The 17,040-nt window shown below is 41.3% G+C and carries 18 protein-coding genes and 1 pseudogene; 14 read left to right on the plus strand and 5 right to left on the minus strand.

Going from position 1 to position 17,040, the window contains the following annotated elements:
- Positions 1 to 169 precede the first annotated feature (169 nt).
- Complete coding sequence (locus JEY82_RS18520) at positions 170 to 544, minus strand: hypothetical protein (protein WP_304088483.1); 375 nt, start codon at positions 542 to 544, stop codon at positions 170 to 172.
- A gap of 125 nt (positions 545 to 669) precedes the next feature.
- Positions 670 to 918 (minus strand): hypothetical protein, encoded by a 249-nt coding sequence (locus JEY82_RS18525; protein WP_304088485.1) that lies wholly within the window; start codon positions 916 to 918, stop codon positions 670 to 672.
- Positions 919 to 1,209: 291 nt separating this feature from the next.
- Between JEY82_RS18525 and JEY82_RS18530 the strand changes: the two genes are divergently transcribed.
- Entirely contained in the window at positions 1,210 to 1,842 is a 633-nt protein-coding gene (locus JEY82_RS18530) for an inovirus-type Gp2 protein (protein WP_304088487.1), read from the plus strand.
- Between the two features lie 77 nt (positions 1,843 to 1,919).
- Positions 1,920 to 2,426 carry a ribonuclease HI gene (gene rnhA, locus JEY82_RS18535; RefSeq protein WP_304088490.1) on the plus strand — a complete coding sequence of 169 codons (507 nt, stop codon included), beginning with the start codon at positions 1,920 to 1,922 and terminating at the stop codon, positions 2,424 to 2,426.
- Between the two features lie 64 nt (positions 2,427 to 2,490).
- Here the strand turns inward: rnhA and JEY82_RS18540 are convergent, their stop codons facing one another.
- Complete coding sequence (locus JEY82_RS18540; protein WP_304088493.1) at positions 2,491 to 3,483, minus strand: hypothetical protein; 993 nt, start codon at positions 3,481 to 3,483, stop codon at positions 2,491 to 2,493.
- Between the two features lie 250 nt (positions 3,484 to 3,733).
- Between JEY82_RS18540 and JEY82_RS18545 the strand changes: the two genes are divergently transcribed.
- The 3 genes from JEY82_RS18545 (at position 3,734) to JEY82_RS18555 (ending at position 5,896) form a co-directional block, all read left to right on the plus strand.
- On the plus strand, positions 3,734 to 4,153 hold the full coding sequence (locus JEY82_RS18545; RefSeq protein ID WP_304088496.1) for an HI0074 family nucleotidyltransferase substrate-binding subunit: 420 nt from the start codon (positions 3,734 to 3,736) through the stop codon (positions 4,151 to 4,153).
- The gene (locus tag JEY82_RS18550; protein ID WP_304088498.1) at positions 4,146 to 4,466 is read left to right on the plus strand and encodes a nucleotidyltransferase family protein; all 321 of its coding nucleotides are present in this window, start codon (positions 4,146 to 4,148) and stop codon (positions 4,464 to 4,466) included. Before JEY82_RS18545 ends, JEY82_RS18550 begins: the two co-directional genes overlap by 8 nt.
- Before the next feature lie 227 nt (positions 4,467 to 4,693).
- Positions 4,694 to 5,896: an IS256 family transposase gene (locus JEY82_RS18555; protein ID WP_304088501.1), complete on the plus strand. Its 1,203-nt coding sequence runs from the start codon at positions 4,694 to 4,696 to the stop codon at positions 5,894 to 5,896.
- Positions 5,897 to 6,018: 122 nt separating this feature from the next.
- Here JEY82_RS18555 and JEY82_RS18560 read toward each other — a convergent pair.
- Positions 6,019 to 7,202, minus strand: a pseudogene (locus JEY82_RS18560) (IS3 family transposase).
- Between the two features lie 167 nt (positions 7,203 to 7,369).
- A complete protein-coding gene (locus JEY82_RS18565; protein ID WP_304088503.1) occupies positions 7,370 to 7,705 on the minus strand; it encodes a hypothetical protein in 336 nt (111 codons plus the stop codon).
- 316 nt (positions 7,706 to 8,021) lie between these two features.
- On the opposite strand from JEY82_RS18565, the gene JEY82_RS18570 reads away from it, so the two are divergent.
- The 9 genes from JEY82_RS18570 to JEY82_RS18610 all read left to right on the plus strand — a co-directional run bounded on the left by JEY82_RS18570 (position 8,022) and on the right by JEY82_RS18610 (position 16,968).
- Entirely contained in the window at positions 8,022 to 8,342 is a 321-nt protein-coding gene (locus tag JEY82_RS18570; RefSeq protein WP_304088505.1) for a helix-turn-helix domain-containing protein, read from the plus strand.
- Between the two features lie 132 nt (positions 8,343 to 8,474).
- Positions 8,475 to 9,155 (plus strand): ERF family protein, encoded by a 681-nt coding sequence (locus JEY82_RS18575; protein ID WP_304088508.1) that lies wholly within the window; start codon positions 8,475 to 8,477, stop codon positions 9,153 to 9,155.
- Positions 9,156 to 9,251: 96 nt separating this feature from the next.
- A complete protein-coding gene (locus JEY82_RS18580) occupies positions 9,252 to 10,235 on the plus strand; it encodes an AAA family ATPase (RefSeq protein WP_304088511.1) in 984 nt (327 codons plus the stop codon).
- A gap of 91 nt (positions 10,236 to 10,326) precedes the next feature.
- Positions 10,327 to 11,304 (plus strand): DUF3150 domain-containing protein, encoded by a 978-nt coding sequence (locus JEY82_RS18585; RefSeq protein WP_304088514.1) that lies wholly within the window; start codon positions 10,327 to 10,329, stop codon positions 11,302 to 11,304.
- A gap of 16 nt (positions 11,305 to 11,320) precedes the next feature.
- Complete coding sequence (locus JEY82_RS18590; RefSeq protein ID WP_304088516.1) at positions 11,321 to 12,871, plus strand: hypothetical protein; 1,551 nt, start codon at positions 11,321 to 11,323, stop codon at positions 12,869 to 12,871.
- 15 nt (positions 12,872 to 12,886) lie between these two features.
- Positions 12,887 to 13,222, plus strand: coding sequence for a hypothetical protein (locus tag JEY82_RS18595; protein ID WP_304088519.1), 336 nt, complete (start codon positions 12,887 to 12,889; stop codon positions 13,220 to 13,222).
- A gap of 253 nt (positions 13,223 to 13,475) precedes the next feature.
- On the plus strand, positions 13,476 to 15,497 hold the full coding sequence (gene zorA / locus JEY82_RS18600) for an anti-phage ZorAB system protein ZorA (protein ID WP_304088521.1): 2,022 nt from the start codon (positions 13,476 to 13,478) through the stop codon (positions 15,495 to 15,497).
- 8 nt (positions 15,498 to 15,505) lie between these two features.
- Complete coding sequence (locus JEY82_RS18605; RefSeq protein ID WP_304088524.1) at positions 15,506 to 16,252, plus strand: OmpA family protein; 747 nt, start codon at positions 15,506 to 15,508, stop codon at positions 16,250 to 16,252.
- 2 nt (positions 16,253 to 16,254) lie between these two features.
- Positions 16,255 to 16,968: a hypothetical protein gene (locus tag JEY82_RS18610; protein WP_304088527.1), complete on the plus strand. Its 714-nt coding sequence runs from the start codon at positions 16,255 to 16,257 to the stop codon at positions 16,966 to 16,968.
- Positions 16,969 to 17,040: the final 72 nt, after the last annotated feature.

Raw genomic sequence — 17,040 nt, forward strand, 5'->3', positions numbered from 1 at the left:
ACACTCCTTTTAGGCTGAAGAGTGAGTATGCAGGATTTCAAAAATTATGAGTAGATGGAGCCTATGTGACGCTTACACAGATACTTACTTTTTAACGCACACACAATAACGGAAAAATGCGCCCCATAAACTTATGCTCATAGGGCGCGTTTGAATTCAGTACTCAGCACTATTTAACCATCTCAAACTTCACCGAAGGATTGAGCTTCCGCCTAGAAGTAATAGTCATCCGTGTAACAACATCCTCAAGCCTTTTTCCTTCAGAAGCCAACTTCCGCAAGTAAGGCTGAAAATCGCGAATGGCTGTCGCTGAATGAATAGTAAGCCTATGGAGCCCCCCGCGAAGCCTTAAATCCACGTCGTAAGCAGGCTCCCAACCGGGAGGAAGACGATTCATATCTCTCCATTCTCTTTCGTCGACCACTCTTCCCATATTCCAGCGTATAATTCTTATATTTGCAGGTATCAGCTTCGCTTCAATAGTACTCCCCAGATCCTTACCAAGGTACACAAAATTCTTCTTATAAATCTTCAAGTATCTCATATTTTCTCCAATACATATAAAAGGCAAGTCCCGAGACACAGAGCGTCAGGGCTTGCCATAATTTAGACAAAAAAAATCCTACCTCAGAATGAGATAGGTCATACCAACCACGACATTTGTTCCAATTAATCACAAACGGATACAACGTTCGCAAACCACCATTCCAGAAAAGCATCTCTTACTATCAAGATCTTCCGATTACCCGCCTTCAGGAAACATTTAGCGGGAATAGCTTCATGCTCAGGAATCGCCTTATTAGCTCGGAGATTTTGAATAGTACGCCACCTGATGGCTTTCCCTGTTAAATTGTCTAGTTCTGTTGCTGAGAATATTGGTGGAATTTCTCTTTTAAGCTGATCAAGAAGTTCTTCCATTTAAGTGCTCCTGATTTACATTGTTTGTTAGTCCAATATAAAATCAGGAAAGAATTTATTTTTTTATTTAGTATTTCTAAATTTGAAACAACTCTCGAAATTTTAATGCCCATTTTAATGCCATTTTAATGGGTACAATTTTACTGTTAAACCGCAGCATCTGAGACAATTTAATTCCGGTTATGGTAATATCTTATATTAATGATATACACACAAATATCTTTTTATACTAACTACTTATAATATAACTAGCGAAGAATACAACTAATTAATTCACAACAGGAGAACACAATGCGTCACAAACAGATAATTAGAGATAATAAATTTAATTCATTTAACATCAATACTGGCAAAAACAACGAATACAATTGCTATGGAGATATTTTAACAGTAATTGATGATAGATTTAAGTTAATGACTTCTACGTGTAGCAAGACACTCTTCATAAGATTTGATCTAAGGTTTCCAGAAAACTATTTACACGAAGTAAGCAACAGACACGTAGAACACCTTTACAAAATGATCATGGATAAAAGCCGCTATCATGATTATGGAGTCCAATATGTGTGGGGGAGAGAACAACCCTCAAAAGAAAGACATCAACATTATCACTGTATTGCCTTGATAAATGGTAACAAATGTCAAAACTACTATTCTTTCTTAAAAGGAGTAGAAAAATCATGGAATCATGTTCTTGGCGTGCAGAATGGAGAAGGCTTAGTTCACTTCTGTGATAAAGAGCAAAATGGAATCATAATTAAAAAACCTTCCAAAGCCTCTACGGGATCTCAACGTTTACACCAAGAAAGGCAGTTCCAAGAAACTCTCAACAGATGCTTCCACTGGGCTAGCTATCTGGCAAAGGAATGTCCACAAAATATAATACCACATGGAGTTCGTAGGTTCGGTGCATCACAGCTATGATGAACTAGTGTCATTAAAAAAAAATATTCGAGAGTTATTCTATAGAAAAATTAACACTTAACTTGGAAGGAATTCTTATGAATAACTCTACTAAAATTAAAATCTACACAGACGGCTCATGTCTTGGCAATCAATTCAAAGGTGCTGATGGTGGCTACGGTGCGCTAATTCATACACCGAACGAATCAATTGAACTAGCTCAAGGATACCGGACAACGACTAACAATCGTATGGAACTAAGAGCGGTTATAGCTGCTTTGTTAGTAATTCCCCCTGAAAGCGATGTCACGTTATACTCTGATTCCAAATACGTGATTGATGCCTTTGTGCAAGGATGGCTAAACAATTGGATTAAAAGTGGGTGGCGCAAAAGCAATCGAAAACCTGTTGAAAACCAGGATCTCTGGAAAGAACTCCTTGAAAACATTCACGGTCATAACATTCGTTGGGAATGGGTTAGAGGTCATAGCGGAAATCAGCTTAATGGATGCGCTGACATCCTTGCCCGCGTGGGTGCATCTGGCAACAACAAAATGTTTGACGATGTAGGATTAACCATTGCGACCGTAGTAAGCAGCTACTAAGCAGAATGCCCCTTTCTGGATTTGTCGTTCAGAAAGGGGCACAACATATTTTGTATTTATGAAATTACCACAATGTTAACGATGGACCTCGTCCCTCATATACATCAAGATAACCGACAGCATGATACTCACCGTCTAGAGAAGAGCCACCCTCACAAAAACTACAATCAATAGTGCCACTCACAGCAACAATCCTAGGCATACCAGCTTTAGTTATATCCTTTAAGTTTACTTCAGGTGTGCAGCTAGGGTTATTGAATTCAAATTTAGTACCAGCACTATTTATTTCCCCCTTCTCAAAGAAAGAACAAGTCGATCCATTTTCATTATTAGCATAAGCACCCCCTAAAATTCCTTTTTGGACATTTCCAAACAGTATCCTTTCATTCTTTTCATTTAGATACATTACAAAACGTGCTCTCCCATAATCGCTAGGAAATTCAAATGTATTAAATGCGTTAGCAATAATTTTTCTTTTCTTGCGCTTCGCTTCTTCTTTCTTGTCAAAATAACTAGACTGAATAGCGTGAAGAAGGTTGTAAGGAACCAATTCTTGGTTCTGGTACAATTGCTTCAGCATATAAGTGGGGTCCGAGTAGGTTTGCCCCGTATCTACAAAACTTTTGTACGCATCAGGAACACTAATATCTTCTATGATTAGATTGGGCTTAAGAGTTATTCCGGCATATATTAATTCAAAAGAATCATTCTGCTTAAGCTGAAACTGCAAGGTCAGTTGAAAAACAGGATCAGTGCCCATTACAATATCTTTAAGCACAGCAATTCCATTTGTGGTCAACGGATGATTAGGTGTGAGTAAGTCTATTTTTACAGGTATGTCTGCTGTAAAATTTACAACCTTACGTTTTAGTTCGGTTTCAAATTTAGACCAACTACGATTTTCGAGCCCCTTACAATTATCAAGGACATCTCCGATTGTGACACTTTGGTCAAAATTCATATATCCATTTTTAACAATTGAAATATCATCTCCTTTGCAGGAACAAAGCGAAAACACTACCAGCAAAAACAATAAACTCTGTAATAACCGAGACATAGACATCAACTCCTTTTAAAAATGTGTATATTCGTGTTGAGTTTGTGAAATAAAATGATACTAAGTTGCAAACACCACTAACACCTATCAGTGCCACTATTCAATATAAAATATAACCCAACATTGGTTTATATAAAGAAATTGTATACGAAGAAGAAAGTTATGATCCGCCGCTAACCATTCTGGACAGGATGGAAGAGCTTGAGCATGATATCCTAAAAAGACATGACAGAACTAAGGGGGATGCTAAATGAATAATCAAGAAGTGCGCTGGAAACAGCGTTTTCAAAATTTCAGCAGAGCTTTGGTTGAACTCAAAAGCGGGTGTGAACTGAAAAGCTACAGTAATCTTGAACGGTACGGTCTGATCAAGACATTTGAGTTCACTTTTGAATTGTCATGGAAGACCCTCAAGGATCTGCTCTTTTTTGAAGGGTTTGACTACAACAGTCCCAGAGCGGTTATTCGTGGCGCTTTTGAAGCCAAGTATATCAGTGAAAGAGATTGCGAGATGTTTCTTGAAGCTCTGACTAAAAGGAATCTACTGGTGTATGTGTACGAAGAAAAAGTTGCTCTTGAAGCTCAGGAATCAATCATAAATGAATATCTACCTCTATTGCTGAGAATCAGCGACACCCTAAGTAAGAAGCAGGAGAATCCAGTTGATTAATGACGGGATTGCCGAGCGGCATAAAAAGACGCTGTTTAAGATTCTGGCTGATTGCCCAAAGGTTAAGCAGGTAATTCTATTCGGCTCCAGAGCCATGGGAAGCTATACTACGCAATCAGATATTGATATTGCGCTAGTGGGTGATGAATTGACGCTTACAGATCAGACTAAGATTCTTGATGCGATTGAGCAGACTAATATTCCGCAGAAGGTAGATATTGTGTTGTGTAGAACTATTAGCAGCGATGAGCTTTTGAACCATATTGAAGAGTTTGGGGTTGAGTGGGATGTTTTTGTGGGGGTGAGGGGATGAGTATTAGAAACAATAGAACCCCTCAGACATTAATCCGAGGAGCTCCATTGCAATATGCGAGTACTATGCTTCTGCTAGGTATGAACAGAAAAAAAGGTATCCTATGCCGTAGGCGCACTACATGGCACAATTAACCTAGCTTCATTATGGGAATAAGGTTCTTGCCGAAAGGTAGTGTTCCCAATTCTGTGTCATTTCGTTAATCTAGCAAAAACGAGGAATGACACATGTCCGATTCATTTGATTTTGATGAGGCTGTTAAAGCTTTGCAGGCAGGCCATGATCTGCACGGCAAAGATGGAGTTCTTACTCCACTGATCAAGCACCTTACAGAGGCAGCTCTTAAAGCTGAATTAGACCTGCATTTGGAGAAGGAAAAAGAACCAAATCGCAAAAATGGTTCTACTCCTAAAAACGTAAAATCCAGCGCAGGCAATTTTGAATTAAACACGCCCCGCGATCGGGCTGGTAGTTTTGAGCCGCAGCTCGTTAAGAAAAATCAAACCAAGCTTACCGCAGAACTGGACCGCAAAATATTATCAATGTTTGCGTTGGGTATGAGCTATCAAGACATCAGTGCTCATGTTCATGAAATGTATGATCTTTCCCTTTCAAAGGCAACTATCAGCTCCGTAACCGACAAACTGATTCCAGAGCTCAAGGAATGGCAACAAAGGCCGCTAAATGCTGTTTATCCTTTCATCTGGCTTGATGCCATCCACTTCAAAGTCAAGGACGGCGGGCGTTTTGTAAGTAAAGCCGTCTACACGATTTTAGGCCTGTCCATTGAAGGTAAAAAAGAGCTGCTCGGTCTTTATTTGTCGGAAACTGAAGGGGCAAAATATTGGCTTTCAGTTCTAACAGACCTGCAAAATCGTGGGGTTAAAGATATTCTTATTGCCTGCGTTGACGGGCTGGCTGGATTTCCCGAAGCGATCGCAACTATTTATCCTGACACTAAAGTTCAACTTTGCGTAATTCATCAGCTTCGCAATTCTATGAAGTATGTCGCATCAAAAAATCAAAAGGCTTTTATGGCTGATTTAAAGCCTGTTTACAAAGCCGAAACAAAAGGGGCTGCGGAAAGAGCCCTTGATGAGTTAGAAGCCAAATGGGGCGACATCTACCCCATCGTGTTAAAATCATGGCGTAAAAAATGGGACAATATATCCATTTATTTCGACTATCCAGAAGATATTCGGAGGGTCATCTATACAACAAATGCTGTCGAAGCAGTACATCGTCAATTTCGCAAATTAACAAAAACGAAAGGGGCTTTTCCAAATGAAAACAGCTTGCTGAAATTACTCTATGCGGGCATGCTGAATGCTTCTAAGAAATGGACGATGCCCATTCAAAACTGGAACCTAACACTCTCTCAACTGGCAATCCATTTTGAAGGACGCCTTGATGAAGTCCTGGATATTTAAATTGGGGCTGACACAGAATTTTGAACACCCTCTGCCGAAATCTTGAGACGGTATTTTTCTGTCATCTACATACATTTCAAATTTTAAGACTTTGATCCTGCCACACTTTTCTGGACAGTTAGTTAAGCCACAAAAATATTTTCCTGACAGTTGATTTCAAATTCAGCAGGTGACTTCCAGCCATTGCTGGAATGACGTCTTCTGCGATTGTAGTAGGCCTCAATATATTGAAATAGAGCAATTTCTGCTTCATGTTCGTCTAAAAATCTTCTGTGATAGACCATTTGCGTTTTCAAAGTGTGGAAAAAGGAATCAGCAACAGCATTATCCCAGCAGTTGCCCCTTCGGCTCATACTTTGGATGCAGCCATGTTTCACGAGCTGTGTTCTGAATTCCCGACTAACATATTGAACTCCTTGGTCGCTATGAACCATTAATCCCTTAGCTGGCCTGCGCCGGACCAAAGCCTTATTGAAAGCGCGAATAACTGAACTTCTTTCCAGAGAATCACTTAAATCCCATCCAACAACAATCCGTGAAAATAAGTCTATAAAAACTGTAAGATAGAACCATTTTCTGCCTACTTTTATGTACGTGATATCTGTTGCCCAAACTGCGTTCGGTCTGGATACGGAAAACTGACGATTCAGCAGGTTGGGTGCGGCTGTTTCCTTGTGAGAGGAATCAGTGGTAACCACAAATTTTCGTACAGTTTTACACTGAAGCCCCATGGCCTTCATCTTTCTTGCAACTCGTGTTCGGCTGACTTTGCCGAACCTTTCCTCAGCTTGTAAATCTGCGGTGATCATAGGGCTTCCTGCCATTTGACCATGCTCAAAGTAAAGTTCACGAATACGACTCTTCAACATCTTATTTTCAATGAATCTCTTTGATTTAGGCCTTGAGAACCAACTATAAAAACCGCTCCGAGATACTTCTAGGGTTCGGCACATCTTCTTCACCGGAAAAATAGAGCGGTTCGCTTTCATGAATTGAAATTTAATTTCGGTGCTCTGCTGAAGATGGCCAATGCTTTTTTTAGGATATCACGCTCTGTTTCAGCGTTACGTAGCTTCTTTTCCAGCTCTTTTATTCTGCGTTTTTCATCGGTTAAAATTTCGTTTCCCTGCCCAGAAAAGGCAACTCCTCCGTTACGAGAGTACTCGCGTCGCCAGCGATAAAGTATGGCGTAAGAAATTCCAAGGCTTTCTGCTACTTCAGTATGTGTACGAGACGGATCTTCACTTAAAAGGACTGCATTGCGTTTGAACTCTGGATCATAAGTTCGACGTTTGGAATTAGTCATTTGCTTCTCCTGTTAAAGTCAGGATAGCGGCTTAACCGTGTGTCCACAATATTGTAGCAGGATCACTTTGGAAAATTGCAATTTGGCGAGGTTTCGCTCTTGTACTAAAAAAATAATTTTAGAAGGAATTGCTTTTTTACCAATATTAAAATTAATAGTTACGCTATCTACTTTTCGTAAGTAACTACCAGCTCGTTGTCGACAATGTGCTTTGCAACTTCATAATCTGGATTTAAAGTTGCAAGATTGTGGGCAGCCATGCCTATTGCAGAAGCAGCTCCAAGCAATCCGGTTATTCCGCCAAATAAGGTCCCCCCTGCAGCTGCAACTCTGCCGTAGGTGTATATACGGCAGGAGCAGCCTTCTCCTTCAATTTGCTCCTCAATAATCTCGACAGCCTTTGTCATTCTACCGCTAAGGTCGTTAATAACAAAAGATTCATGTTCCTTGATTAATTCTATCGCTGTGCCTGATTTAAGGTCGTCATAAGTAATTGATTGCATGCTCACCTCTTAAACTAAAGATTTGTATAGGAAATTCAATTTATTTAAACGCAGCACAATGCTTGCACCATGTAACTCCAGAGACTTCATTTCTTTTACATAAAAATTTGCAACCCCAGGAGATCTTTCGCGAAGCCCACCCCTTACTCAGTCCATATTTCTAAATTATTTTTCGATACAAACTGAACTAATAGTATCGCTCAGGCGCACCGAATAGCACCTATCAGTGTCAAAAGTCTATAAAAAATACTATCTAAAGAAGGTTTCCAGAACACAAGACCTCCTCCATTCTAAAAGAAATGAGAGGGAGTATATCGTGTCAAATTCATTGGAAAAAATAGGCTCAAAAATAAGAAAAGTTAGAACCTCAAATAACCTCAGCCAACAACGTATGGCTGAACTAGCTGGAATAAGTTATAAATATCTTGGAGAGATAGAACGTGGGCAAGTGAATCTTTCCGTTGAAATCTTGCTCAAAATTTCTAATGCCCTGCATGTTGACCCTTCTGAGATACTTGCCAAAGAAAACACCGAACAAGATAACCTTTTTCGAGCAAAATTCTTACTCTCAGAGTTGTCTGAACAAGATATTAAAAGAGCAATTGACTTGCTAGAAGTTCTCAAAAAGCACTCCTGACAAATTTAATCCATGATGATTATCAAATAATTTCAAACATATATTACTCCTGTAATACAAACCAATTTTTTATTGAAAGAGCTCCTACCGTTTATTTCGGAAAGGAGCTTTTCTTTATTACAGGAGGTAATCATGAATAACACAGATCTGTGTTCACCGAACATCACTGAACTTGCAGAGGCGATGCTCAAGGTTCAGCAGACTTTGAAACCAGCTCATAGGGATGGGCAGAACAATTTCACCAACAGTAAATATGCCAGCCTTCAATCGGTTATGCATACTTGTCGCGATGCCCTGCTAACCAACGGTATCTGGCTTACTCAACTACCAATTCAAGTAGAGAGTGGTAATCTTGGGCTAGTCAGCAAGATCGTTCATGCTAAATCAGGCCAATGGCAATCCTCTTTATTGATGATGCCGTTACCTAAAAGCGATCCACAAGGTTATGGTTCAGCTATGACTTATGCTCGTAGGTATGGACTTGCTGCTTTGGTAGGAATCGTTACCGAACATGATGACGATGCTGAAGGTTCATGTCGTCCAAAAAATGAACACAATGGCGATAATTCGAACAGACAGTTTGCCGCTCCTTCGCCGTCTACAAACCAAAAACAGCCTCAAAATCCACATCCGACTCAGATCAGTCTACCGCGACTTGAAGGTGTTCAGTACAGAAAAGAAAATGGACGAGACGGTAAGCCTTGTATTTTGGCAACCGGTCGCACTCATTCACAAAAGGATTTACTGCGCAAAGCAGGTTTTAACTGGGATGGAAATCGCAAACTGTGGTGGAAATTAGAAAAAGCTGCATAGCATGTAATGTATAATTAAATCTGACAACTCAGTCACATTAAGGGCGTATCTCTTCGGAGATACGTCCTTTTTTATGGCTAATATCGAGGAGAAAAGATGTCTGATACAATCAAAGAAATTGAAAAAATAGTTCCTTTCGAGTTAGATGCAGGCTTGATCTTCAGCGGCAAGACATCCGGTCGCATGGTACAAGGCTTTGAATCACCGTCATCCTTCACACCGAAAGAGGACCTCGAATATCTATTTCATGAATCCAGTCGGGACGTAGTGGTTTGGTTCATGGATTCGTCTGATCCGCTATACGTGTTTGGTCCTAGCGGTTGCGGTAAAACCAGTCTCATTAAACAGTTAGCCGCCAAGCTCAATTATCCGGTCTTTGAAATAACTGGTCATAGTCGTTTAGAATTCCCGGAAATGATCGGTCATCTGACTGTGAAAGCTGGCAACATGGAATTTCAGTACGGCCCTCTTGCACTTGCAATGAAATACGGTGGGCTGTTTTTGCTTAATGAGATTGACATCATAGATCCGGCTACAGCTGCCGGATTAAATGGCATTTTAGAAGGTGAACCGCTTTGTATTCCTGAAAACTCCGGAGAAATCATCCGTCCACATCCAATGTTCAGGTTTGCAGCCACGGCCAATTCCAACGGAGCAGCAGACGAAACGGGATTGTACCAAGGTGTGGTTCGTCAAAATCTGGCCTTCATGGATCGATTCTGGTTGTGTGAAATAGAGTACCCAACACCGGCTGCAGAAGCTGAACTACTCTCTCGTAAAGTAGCCAATCTGCCTGAGAATATCCGCAGTAAAATGATTGAATATGCCAATTCCGTGCGTAAATTATTCATGGGAGAAGCAACAGGAAATCTTAGCGATACCATAGAGGTTACATTTTCAACTCGAACTTTGATTCGTTGGGCTGATTTAACAATCCGTTTCCAGCCCCTAGCTAGACAGGGTATTCAGCCTGTAACTTATGCTCTAGATCGTGCTCTCGGGTACCGCTCCAGTCGCGAAACTCGCACCGTATTGCACGAGCTGGCTCAACGTATTTTCCCGATAGAAGATGAATCATAAACACCTATATTAATGATAACTGCGAATTTCATAAGCGGAGATGGCGAAAGCTGTCTCCGTTTTTATTTTGCAACATCAGAAGGATAAAGCCATGGAAACTAAAACTCGAATTACGGTCCTCAACCATATTCTGGCCTTGAATTTAGACGTAAACATTTGGTCAGCACGGAAGAAGCTCACTCCAGCAGACTTTGGAGGGTCGCAGCTTCCCCCCGAAGAACTTGCATCTCTTGGTAGTAAAAGAATCTGTAACCCTGAAGAACTGCGTATCTTTGGAACTCTCAAGTCCAGAGCAGTGAACATGCTTGATCGGCATGGAATTCGTTTTCTTGGTGGATGGGGTGTTCCTGAAAAGGTTGCGGATGAAATTGTTAAGGAGCTTGAAGATATTCAAAAGGATTTCTTCGCAGCAAATGAAGACTTTCTAAATCGTTATGATGAGGCCGTTCAAGATTGGATTAAACAATATCCAGGATGGGAAAAGCTTATTGGAAGTTCTACAGTTAGTGCTGAGTATGTCCGGTCACGGATGGGCTTTAAGTGGCAGTTTTTCAAGCTTTCCGCTCCTGAAAAGGGCTCCGTTAAAAAGGGGCTCAAGGAAGAAATAAACAAGCTTGGAGGTACTCTCTTTGATGAAATAGCCAAAACTGCAACTGACACTTGGAATAAATGCTACGCGGGTAAAGTTAAAGTGACGCATAAAGCCCTTTCTCCGCTACGGTCCATTCATAGCAAACTGAACGGGCTTTCCTTCGTTGATCCGCGAGTTCTTCCCATAACGGATTTATTGCAAACCGCATTCGAAAAAGTACCTCCCCGTGGACTTATTCGTGGGGCTGATCTGCTTATGCTGCAGGGAGTAGTTTCTCTTTTACGTGATCCTACCCTGCTCATTAATCACGGTCAGAAGTTGCTCGATGGCTACAAGGCCGAGGACCTTCTTGATGGGCTGATTACCGTCCCGACAACTTCAACAGTTAAACCTATCCCTGAAACATCAAATCCAACACCAACGCACATGACTCAATCCGAAACTCAGCATCAAATTGACAGTCATGGTCTATGGTAATGTCGGAGGAATTCACATGAACAAGAACAAACTGCTCATGAAATCTCTACCACTGGTGGCGAGTGTGCTAGGCCGCAAGTATGGAGTAAAAGTTCAGATAGGTGGAGATAAAGCCTTCACTGATGGAAAGGTCATTCAGATCCCGTCTATGCCGCTGGATTGTGATGAAAACGTGACCAATTTAGCGAGGTCCTACCTAGACCATGAAGCTGCTCATATTAGAGATACAAACTTTGAATGGCTTAAATTAGCAAAGCTTAATCCCATTGAAATGCACATCTGGAATACGCTGGAAGATTGGCGAGTGGAAAATAAGCTGGCTGAAATATTCCCCGGATGTCGTCAGAACTTCAAGTGGTTGATCAGGCATCTATTTATTAATGATAGCGGACAATCACAAGATGACGAAAAAGATCCTGCTTCAGCAATCCTAAATTGTTTACTGCTGATAGTCAGATCATGGGATGTCCCGGAACTGGCTGATAAATGTTTGAGTACGGCCTCAGTTGTTGAAAAGCATTACCCTGGACTTCTCTCTCAATGGGATTCCATTCTGCAAAAGATACGTACAAAATGCGACTCAACTCAGGACTGCATCCTCTACACTCGGGAGATAGTCTCTCTGTTGAAAGGATACCTTAAGCAGAATGACAACGACCATAAGCTGAAAAGCAGGAAAGCTAAGAGCTATATTCAGGATCTTGAAAAACTACTCAATTGCGACACCACAAATCTGCCTAAAGGACTAGGTGAAATTCTGGAAAAACAGCTTATTCACCATGCTCCAGAAAATGCAGAACAAGGTCTGCAAGTTGCCAAGGACGGTTACAAAAGACTTACTGAATTGGATGAAACAGAACTTGCTCAGACTCGCAGATCTTCGACTGCCCTTAAATCCCGACTGCATGGAATCATTCAAGCTAAAACTATTAATCATGACCGCATCGGCAGACATGGTAGCTTAAGCACGGCTCACTTGCATCGTATCGCTGTTGGCAATCCCCGAATGTTTCGCAGTAGACAGGAAAGTCAGGGCATCAGCACGGCGGTACATATCCTTATAGATTGCTCGGGTTCCATGCGTAAACGCATCGGATTAGCTTCGCAGGTCTGCCATACTGTGGTTAGCGCACTTAATTCCATCAACGGCGTGAGTGTGGGAGTTAGTGCCTTCCCGGCTGTCAGAGCAAAGGGTGGCGGAAATTACGATGAACCGACTGTCGCTCCCATCCTTAACCATGGTCAGCGATTACATACCTGCTTTGGGGTGGCCGCATCAGGCTCTACGCCACTAGGTGAATCCCTCTGGTGGGCCTTTCAACGAATGCTACCGCTCCCTGAAAAGAGAAAGATCATCCTCTGCATAACGGATGGTGTCCCCGGCAACCTGCCAAATGCACAAAAAGCAATAAAAGACGGAAGCCAAAACGGCTTTGAAATCTACGGTCTCGGAATCAACTCCGAGGCCGTTTTTAATTTGTTTCCCGGAAAAAGCAGAGTCATCACCGAACTCACGGACCTGGCACCGGCCATGTTCGATCTGCTTCAGGACTCACTCATTAAATAATATAGGAGAATTGCCATGACAGAAGAACTGCCCAAATGCCCTAGTTGTGAAGTCACCACTCACGTGGTGCTCGTTAACACGGCTCAGAAAATCGGTACAGCTGTCGGAGGAGTAACAGGTGTGGCATGCTGCTATGCCGGTGCAGGAAGTGGTGCTGTAGCTGGAGCCGCAATCGGTTCAGTTGTTCCGATTATTGGAACTGGAATTGGTGCAATCGCCGGCGGCCTTGGAGGGGCTGTGGCGGGCTTCTTCGCCGGAGCAGCCACTGGAAATGCTGTGGGTGAAAAGATCGATGTTCATGTGATCGGACGGTACCGGTGTAATCGGTGTGGGGAGGAATTTGAGGGGTAAAAAAGACAAAACATGAAAACGGGGAAAATACGGAACCATTAATTGAGAACGCTCGAAGTGAAGTGCCGCTGGGGGAACCCGGCGGCATATAAATTTTATGCCAAGGTAATTTTTTTAAAACAACGCAACTGTCTTTATGATTGTATTGATAAGAATAGTTCTGTATATAAGTTTTCTATTTTAAATAATTATATATTCTAAAAAATATAGATTGTGATGCATCTGCATATTTCCATTGTGTAAAGGAGTTTATATGATTGAATTTGACTTGTCTAAATTGATGCCAAGATTCGAATGTTTAGGTAACGGTGAGATTTTCACTTCTGATGGAATCACTGCACTATTTGTCGCGTTTACCATTGCTGTTTTTGCAACTTTTCTTGTTGTCGCAGTTAGTTGCTTATTGTCATCACGTAAAAAATACAGATTTTACCGTAAACTGGTAAAAGATCAAAATTCTGAAAAACTCCTCCATAATCGTAGAGACTTAAAACATACTGCGAAAAAAGAAGAAAACAATAAAAGTTGGCCGGAACTTTGGAACGAATTTGATGAAACACTCGTTGAGGCTGATGGACAGCTAAAAAACACTTCTGAAGCTGCTGTTTTTTTTAATTCTACAAGTTTAGCTGGGAGTTTGGTCGGTAATCGTCTGTTAGCAGCGGGTCCGGGTATCATTACTGGAATTGGAGTGCTGGGAACTTTTCTTGGGCTACAACTTGGGCTTGGGCACCTAGCTTTGGGAGGAGAAACAAAACAAATGGTGGATGGTATTGGAAAACTTGTATCCAGTGCATCTATTGCGTTTACAACTTCTGTATGCGGTGTCTTATTCAGTCTTGTATTTAATTTTATTGAAAAATCTCTCGAACGCCACGTCAAAGGAAGAATTAGACGTTTGCAAAGACAAATTGATGAATTGTTCCCTCGCTTTTCTGCTTCAGAGCTATTTGTAGAAATAAGAAATGACGGCCGTGAATCGCGTAAAACACTCCAAGGCCTTGCTGAGAAAATCGGGGATAGAATGCAGGAAGCCGTCTCAGATGTTTCAACTTCAATCCAAACAGGTTTAACGGAAAGTTTAAGTAATGTATTAGCTCCAGCCGTAGACCGTATGGTTGATGCTGCAGAACAATTGAACTCGAGACAGGCAGAGGGTTCGGAAGAGGCATTACGTAGCTTAATAGAAAAATTCACAGATAATGTTGGTAAAGAAGGTGATCAACAAAGACAGGCTCTTGCGGATGCTTCTTCTGATGTACGGGAAGCACTTTCCCAACTGGGGGAGAATATGTCTTCTTTCTTTAAAACACTTGAGGGGCAACAAGGAGCGCTTAAGGAAGACCAGAGTAAACGCACTGGGGCTGTTGAAAATTTAATGAAAGATTTTATGCTGCAACAACAAGAAATGAATGGTCATTTGCGTAAAGCCATTGAAGAGCAGCAGTCGAACTTACGTCAAGAGCAGCAACAGCGTGACCAGACGCTTGATTCGAGAGTTAATGACTTAATGCAACAGCAGATGGAAATGAACAATCATCTTCGTCAGTCTATCGAGGAACATCAGGCTGAATTGCGTCAAGAACAAGACCAAAGAAGCAAAGAGTTAGAAGCTAATTTTTCTGCCGCTATTAAGCAGCAGAAACAGGTCGCAGAAATGGTTCAGCAAACCGTGGGTGGACAAATGGGGGCTACGGAATCATTGATTAAACAGGGTGAATCCTTGAGTAACAATGTTCTAAAAAGCAATGAAATGATGAATAATGTTGCCACTGACATGGATTCAATTGCGGGGAAACTCAAAGATGTTTCAGGTCATCTTGAAGGGGCTTCAGGTAATCTAGGGGAAGCGATATTAAATGCATCCACTCAAGTAAGCAGAAGCGCAGATATTGCCTCAAAACTAATCGATGAAAACGTAAAAGTCAGCGAAAATGTCAACAGCGCGATGCAACTGATGGACGGGATTAAAACCGGAATTAGCGAATCTACAGAGCTACTTAATAAAGCTGCCGGATCAGCCCGTGAAGGCTATAAAGATGTTGCTGAACACTACCGTAGCATGCAGGGAGTTTTAGAGAAGCATGTGAATGATCTTGAAAAAGAACTATCAACTCTACTTACCAACTATACTAATTCTGTCACCAGTCAGACTTCAGAGCGCCTTAACGAATGGAACAAACAGACTCAAAATTATACTCAGGCAATGAGTCAGGCAGTTGATACGATAGGTTCCGTTGTGGAAGAAATTGAAGGTAAAGTTGGACGTCAGTAGGATATAATATGCCCATTTTTAATAGCCCTCGGCTTAGACATAGTGAAAGTTCGTCAGATGAGAACCCTTACTGGATGTCTTTTTCCGATATTATGGCTGGTTTACTGGTTATTTTTATACTCGCTTGTGTGGTTCTGTTGCTACAGCTTATGGAAATTAAAAATAAGGTACAATTTGATGTTGAGGACCTTCAGAAGGCGAACCAGATCCGACAACAATTAATTGAAGAAATTGCCAAGCGGCTGGAGCAGGAGGGCGTAACCGTAGAGGTCAGCGACAACCACACTGTTTTGCGTATCCCTGACAAGCAACTCTACTTCAAAACTAACAGCGCAGAAATTCAACCTGAACACAAACGAATAGTAAGTGAAATAGGACGCGTGTTGTATGTTAGTATCAGTGATCCTAAAAAATTGCGCTATCTGGATACAATTTTTATTGAAGGGCACACAGACAGCAGAAGGGCTAAACGTTTTCCCATGGGTAATTGGGGGCTTTCTGCTTTTAGGGCTATCTCTATTTGGACTTTTTGGACTGAAAAGACTGATTATGGCAACGGATTGAAGGAGTTGCGTAATTCTCATGGTAAACCACTGTTTTCAGTAAGTGGTTACGCGGCCTCCAGAAAAGTTGAACAGCAGGAAGTTACCGCTAATCAACGTAGAAAAAATCGTAGAATTGACATCCGCTTTACCACACGGCAGCCATCAGAAAAAGAATACAAAGCTGTACTCGATTTTCTTCCAGGAGACTAGTTGTGAATTTAAAATTGAAGTTCACGATTCCATCCATTTCTTTACCTAAAATCGCAACTCCTGAATCTGCTACTTTTTATGAAAAGACAGCAGTAAAATTAGAACGGTTTTCGAGTGAAGCAGGCAGATCATCCAAAAGTTTTCAGGAACGTCTTAGAAAGTTTAAAAAGTTATCTGAGCTAAGATCTTCTTTGAAGCTGCATGTTCATAGTCTGCAGGATGTTCGCTCTTTAATTTTTCTATGGGGGACTGACGACGAATTTCTTAAAGCTGTTCCGGTAACAGAAAGTTGGTTCCAAAGATTCAAAAGCATTTCAGAAAAGGCTTCTCGGTTAGGATTACTAGCTTTTGTTGCCCTATATTTTGATAAGTATGATTTGCTTGATGAAGGGCTGGTTCCGTTACAAAAATATTTGAAATCACAGTTTAAACTCCGTAATAAAAAAACTCTTCCGTCAGGGTTGGTTTCAGTTTTTTCGTACTCTAATCTACTTTTTCGAGATAACGCTCCTCGTATAATTGTAGAGCGTGGTATTAATTCAAAATTGTCTCATGCTACAATACTTGATAAATGCGGGGTTCCTCAGAGTAGAAGCAGCAGATTTAATTTTATCTGCCAGAATCTTTATTATGTTGAAAATCTGAAAAAGCTTTATCTTGGACAACAATCTTCAGTACTTACAGAAATTCTCAAGAAAAAAGTTTATGAAGCGTAACCGTCCAGACGGCTGCACCTTACAACGGGGATTGAATATGCTATATTGCTTTGTCTTTTGGCATTTCCCATG

The sequence above is a fragment of the Maridesulfovibrio ferrireducens genome (assembly GCF_016342405.1).
Classification (GTDB): Bacteria; Desulfobacterota; Desulfovibrionia; order Desulfovibrionales; family Desulfovibrionaceae; genus Maridesulfovibrio; species Maridesulfovibrio ferrireducens_A.

What these genes read in the sequence shown, in the direction of transcription:
- JEY82_RS18540 (WP_304088493.1), bottom strand. Translation starts at nt 3,483, where the DNA reads ATGTCTCGGTTATTACAGAGTTTATTGTTTTTGCTGGTAGTGTTTTCG.
- JEY82_RS18525 (WP_304088485.1), bottom strand. Translation starts at nt 918, where the DNA reads ATGGAAGAACTTCTTGATCAGCTTAAAAGAGAAATTCCACCAATATTC.
- JEY82_RS18565 (WP_304088503.1), bottom strand. Translation starts at nt 7,705, where the DNA reads ATGCAATCAATTACTTATGACGACCTTAAATCAGGCACAGCGATAGAA.
- JEY82_RS18545 (WP_304088496.1), top strand. Translation starts at nt 3,734, where the DNA reads ATGAATAATCAAGAAGTGCGCTGGAAACAGCGTTTTCAAAATTTCAGC.
- JEY82_RS18585 (WP_304088514.1), top strand. Translation starts at nt 10,327, where the DNA reads ATGGAAACTAAAACTCGAATTACGGTCCTCAACCATATTCTGGCCTTG.
- JEY82_RS18530 (WP_304088487.1), top strand. Translation starts at nt 1,210, where the DNA reads ATGCGTCACAAACAGATAATTAGAGATAATAAATTTAATTCATTTAAC.
- JEY82_RS18605 (WP_304088524.1), top strand. Translation starts at nt 15,506, where the DNA reads ATGCCCATTTTTAATAGCCCTCGGCTTAGACATAGTGAAAGTTCGTCA.
- JEY82_RS18590 (WP_304088516.1), top strand. Translation starts at nt 11,321, where the DNA reads ATGAACAAGAACAAACTGCTCATGAAATCTCTACCACTGGTGGCGAGT.
- JEY82_RS18580 (WP_304088511.1), top strand. Translation starts at nt 9,252, where the DNA reads ATGTCTGATACAATCAAAGAAATTGAAAAAATAGTTCCTTTCGAGTTA.
- JEY82_RS18595 (WP_304088519.1), top strand. Translation starts at nt 12,887, where the DNA reads ATGACAGAAGAACTGCCCAAATGCCCTAGTTGTGAAGTCACCACTCAC.
- zorA (WP_304088521.1), top strand. Translation starts at nt 13,476, where the DNA reads ATGATTGAATTTGACTTGTCTAAATTGATGCCAAGATTCGAATGTTTA.
- JEY82_RS18555 (WP_304088501.1), top strand. Translation starts at nt 4,694, where the DNA reads ATGTCCGATTCATTTGATTTTGATGAGGCTGTTAAAGCTTTGCAGGCA.
- JEY82_RS18575 (WP_304088508.1), top strand. Translation starts at nt 8,475, where the DNA reads ATGAATAACACAGATCTGTGTTCACCGAACATCACTGAACTTGCAGAG.
- rnhA (WP_304088490.1), top strand. Translation starts at nt 1,920, where the DNA reads ATGAATAACTCTACTAAAATTAAAATCTACACAGACGGCTCATGTCTT.
- JEY82_RS18520 (WP_304088483.1), bottom strand. Translation starts at nt 544, where the DNA reads ATGAGATACTTGAAGATTTATAAGAAGAATTTTGTGTACCTTGGTAAG.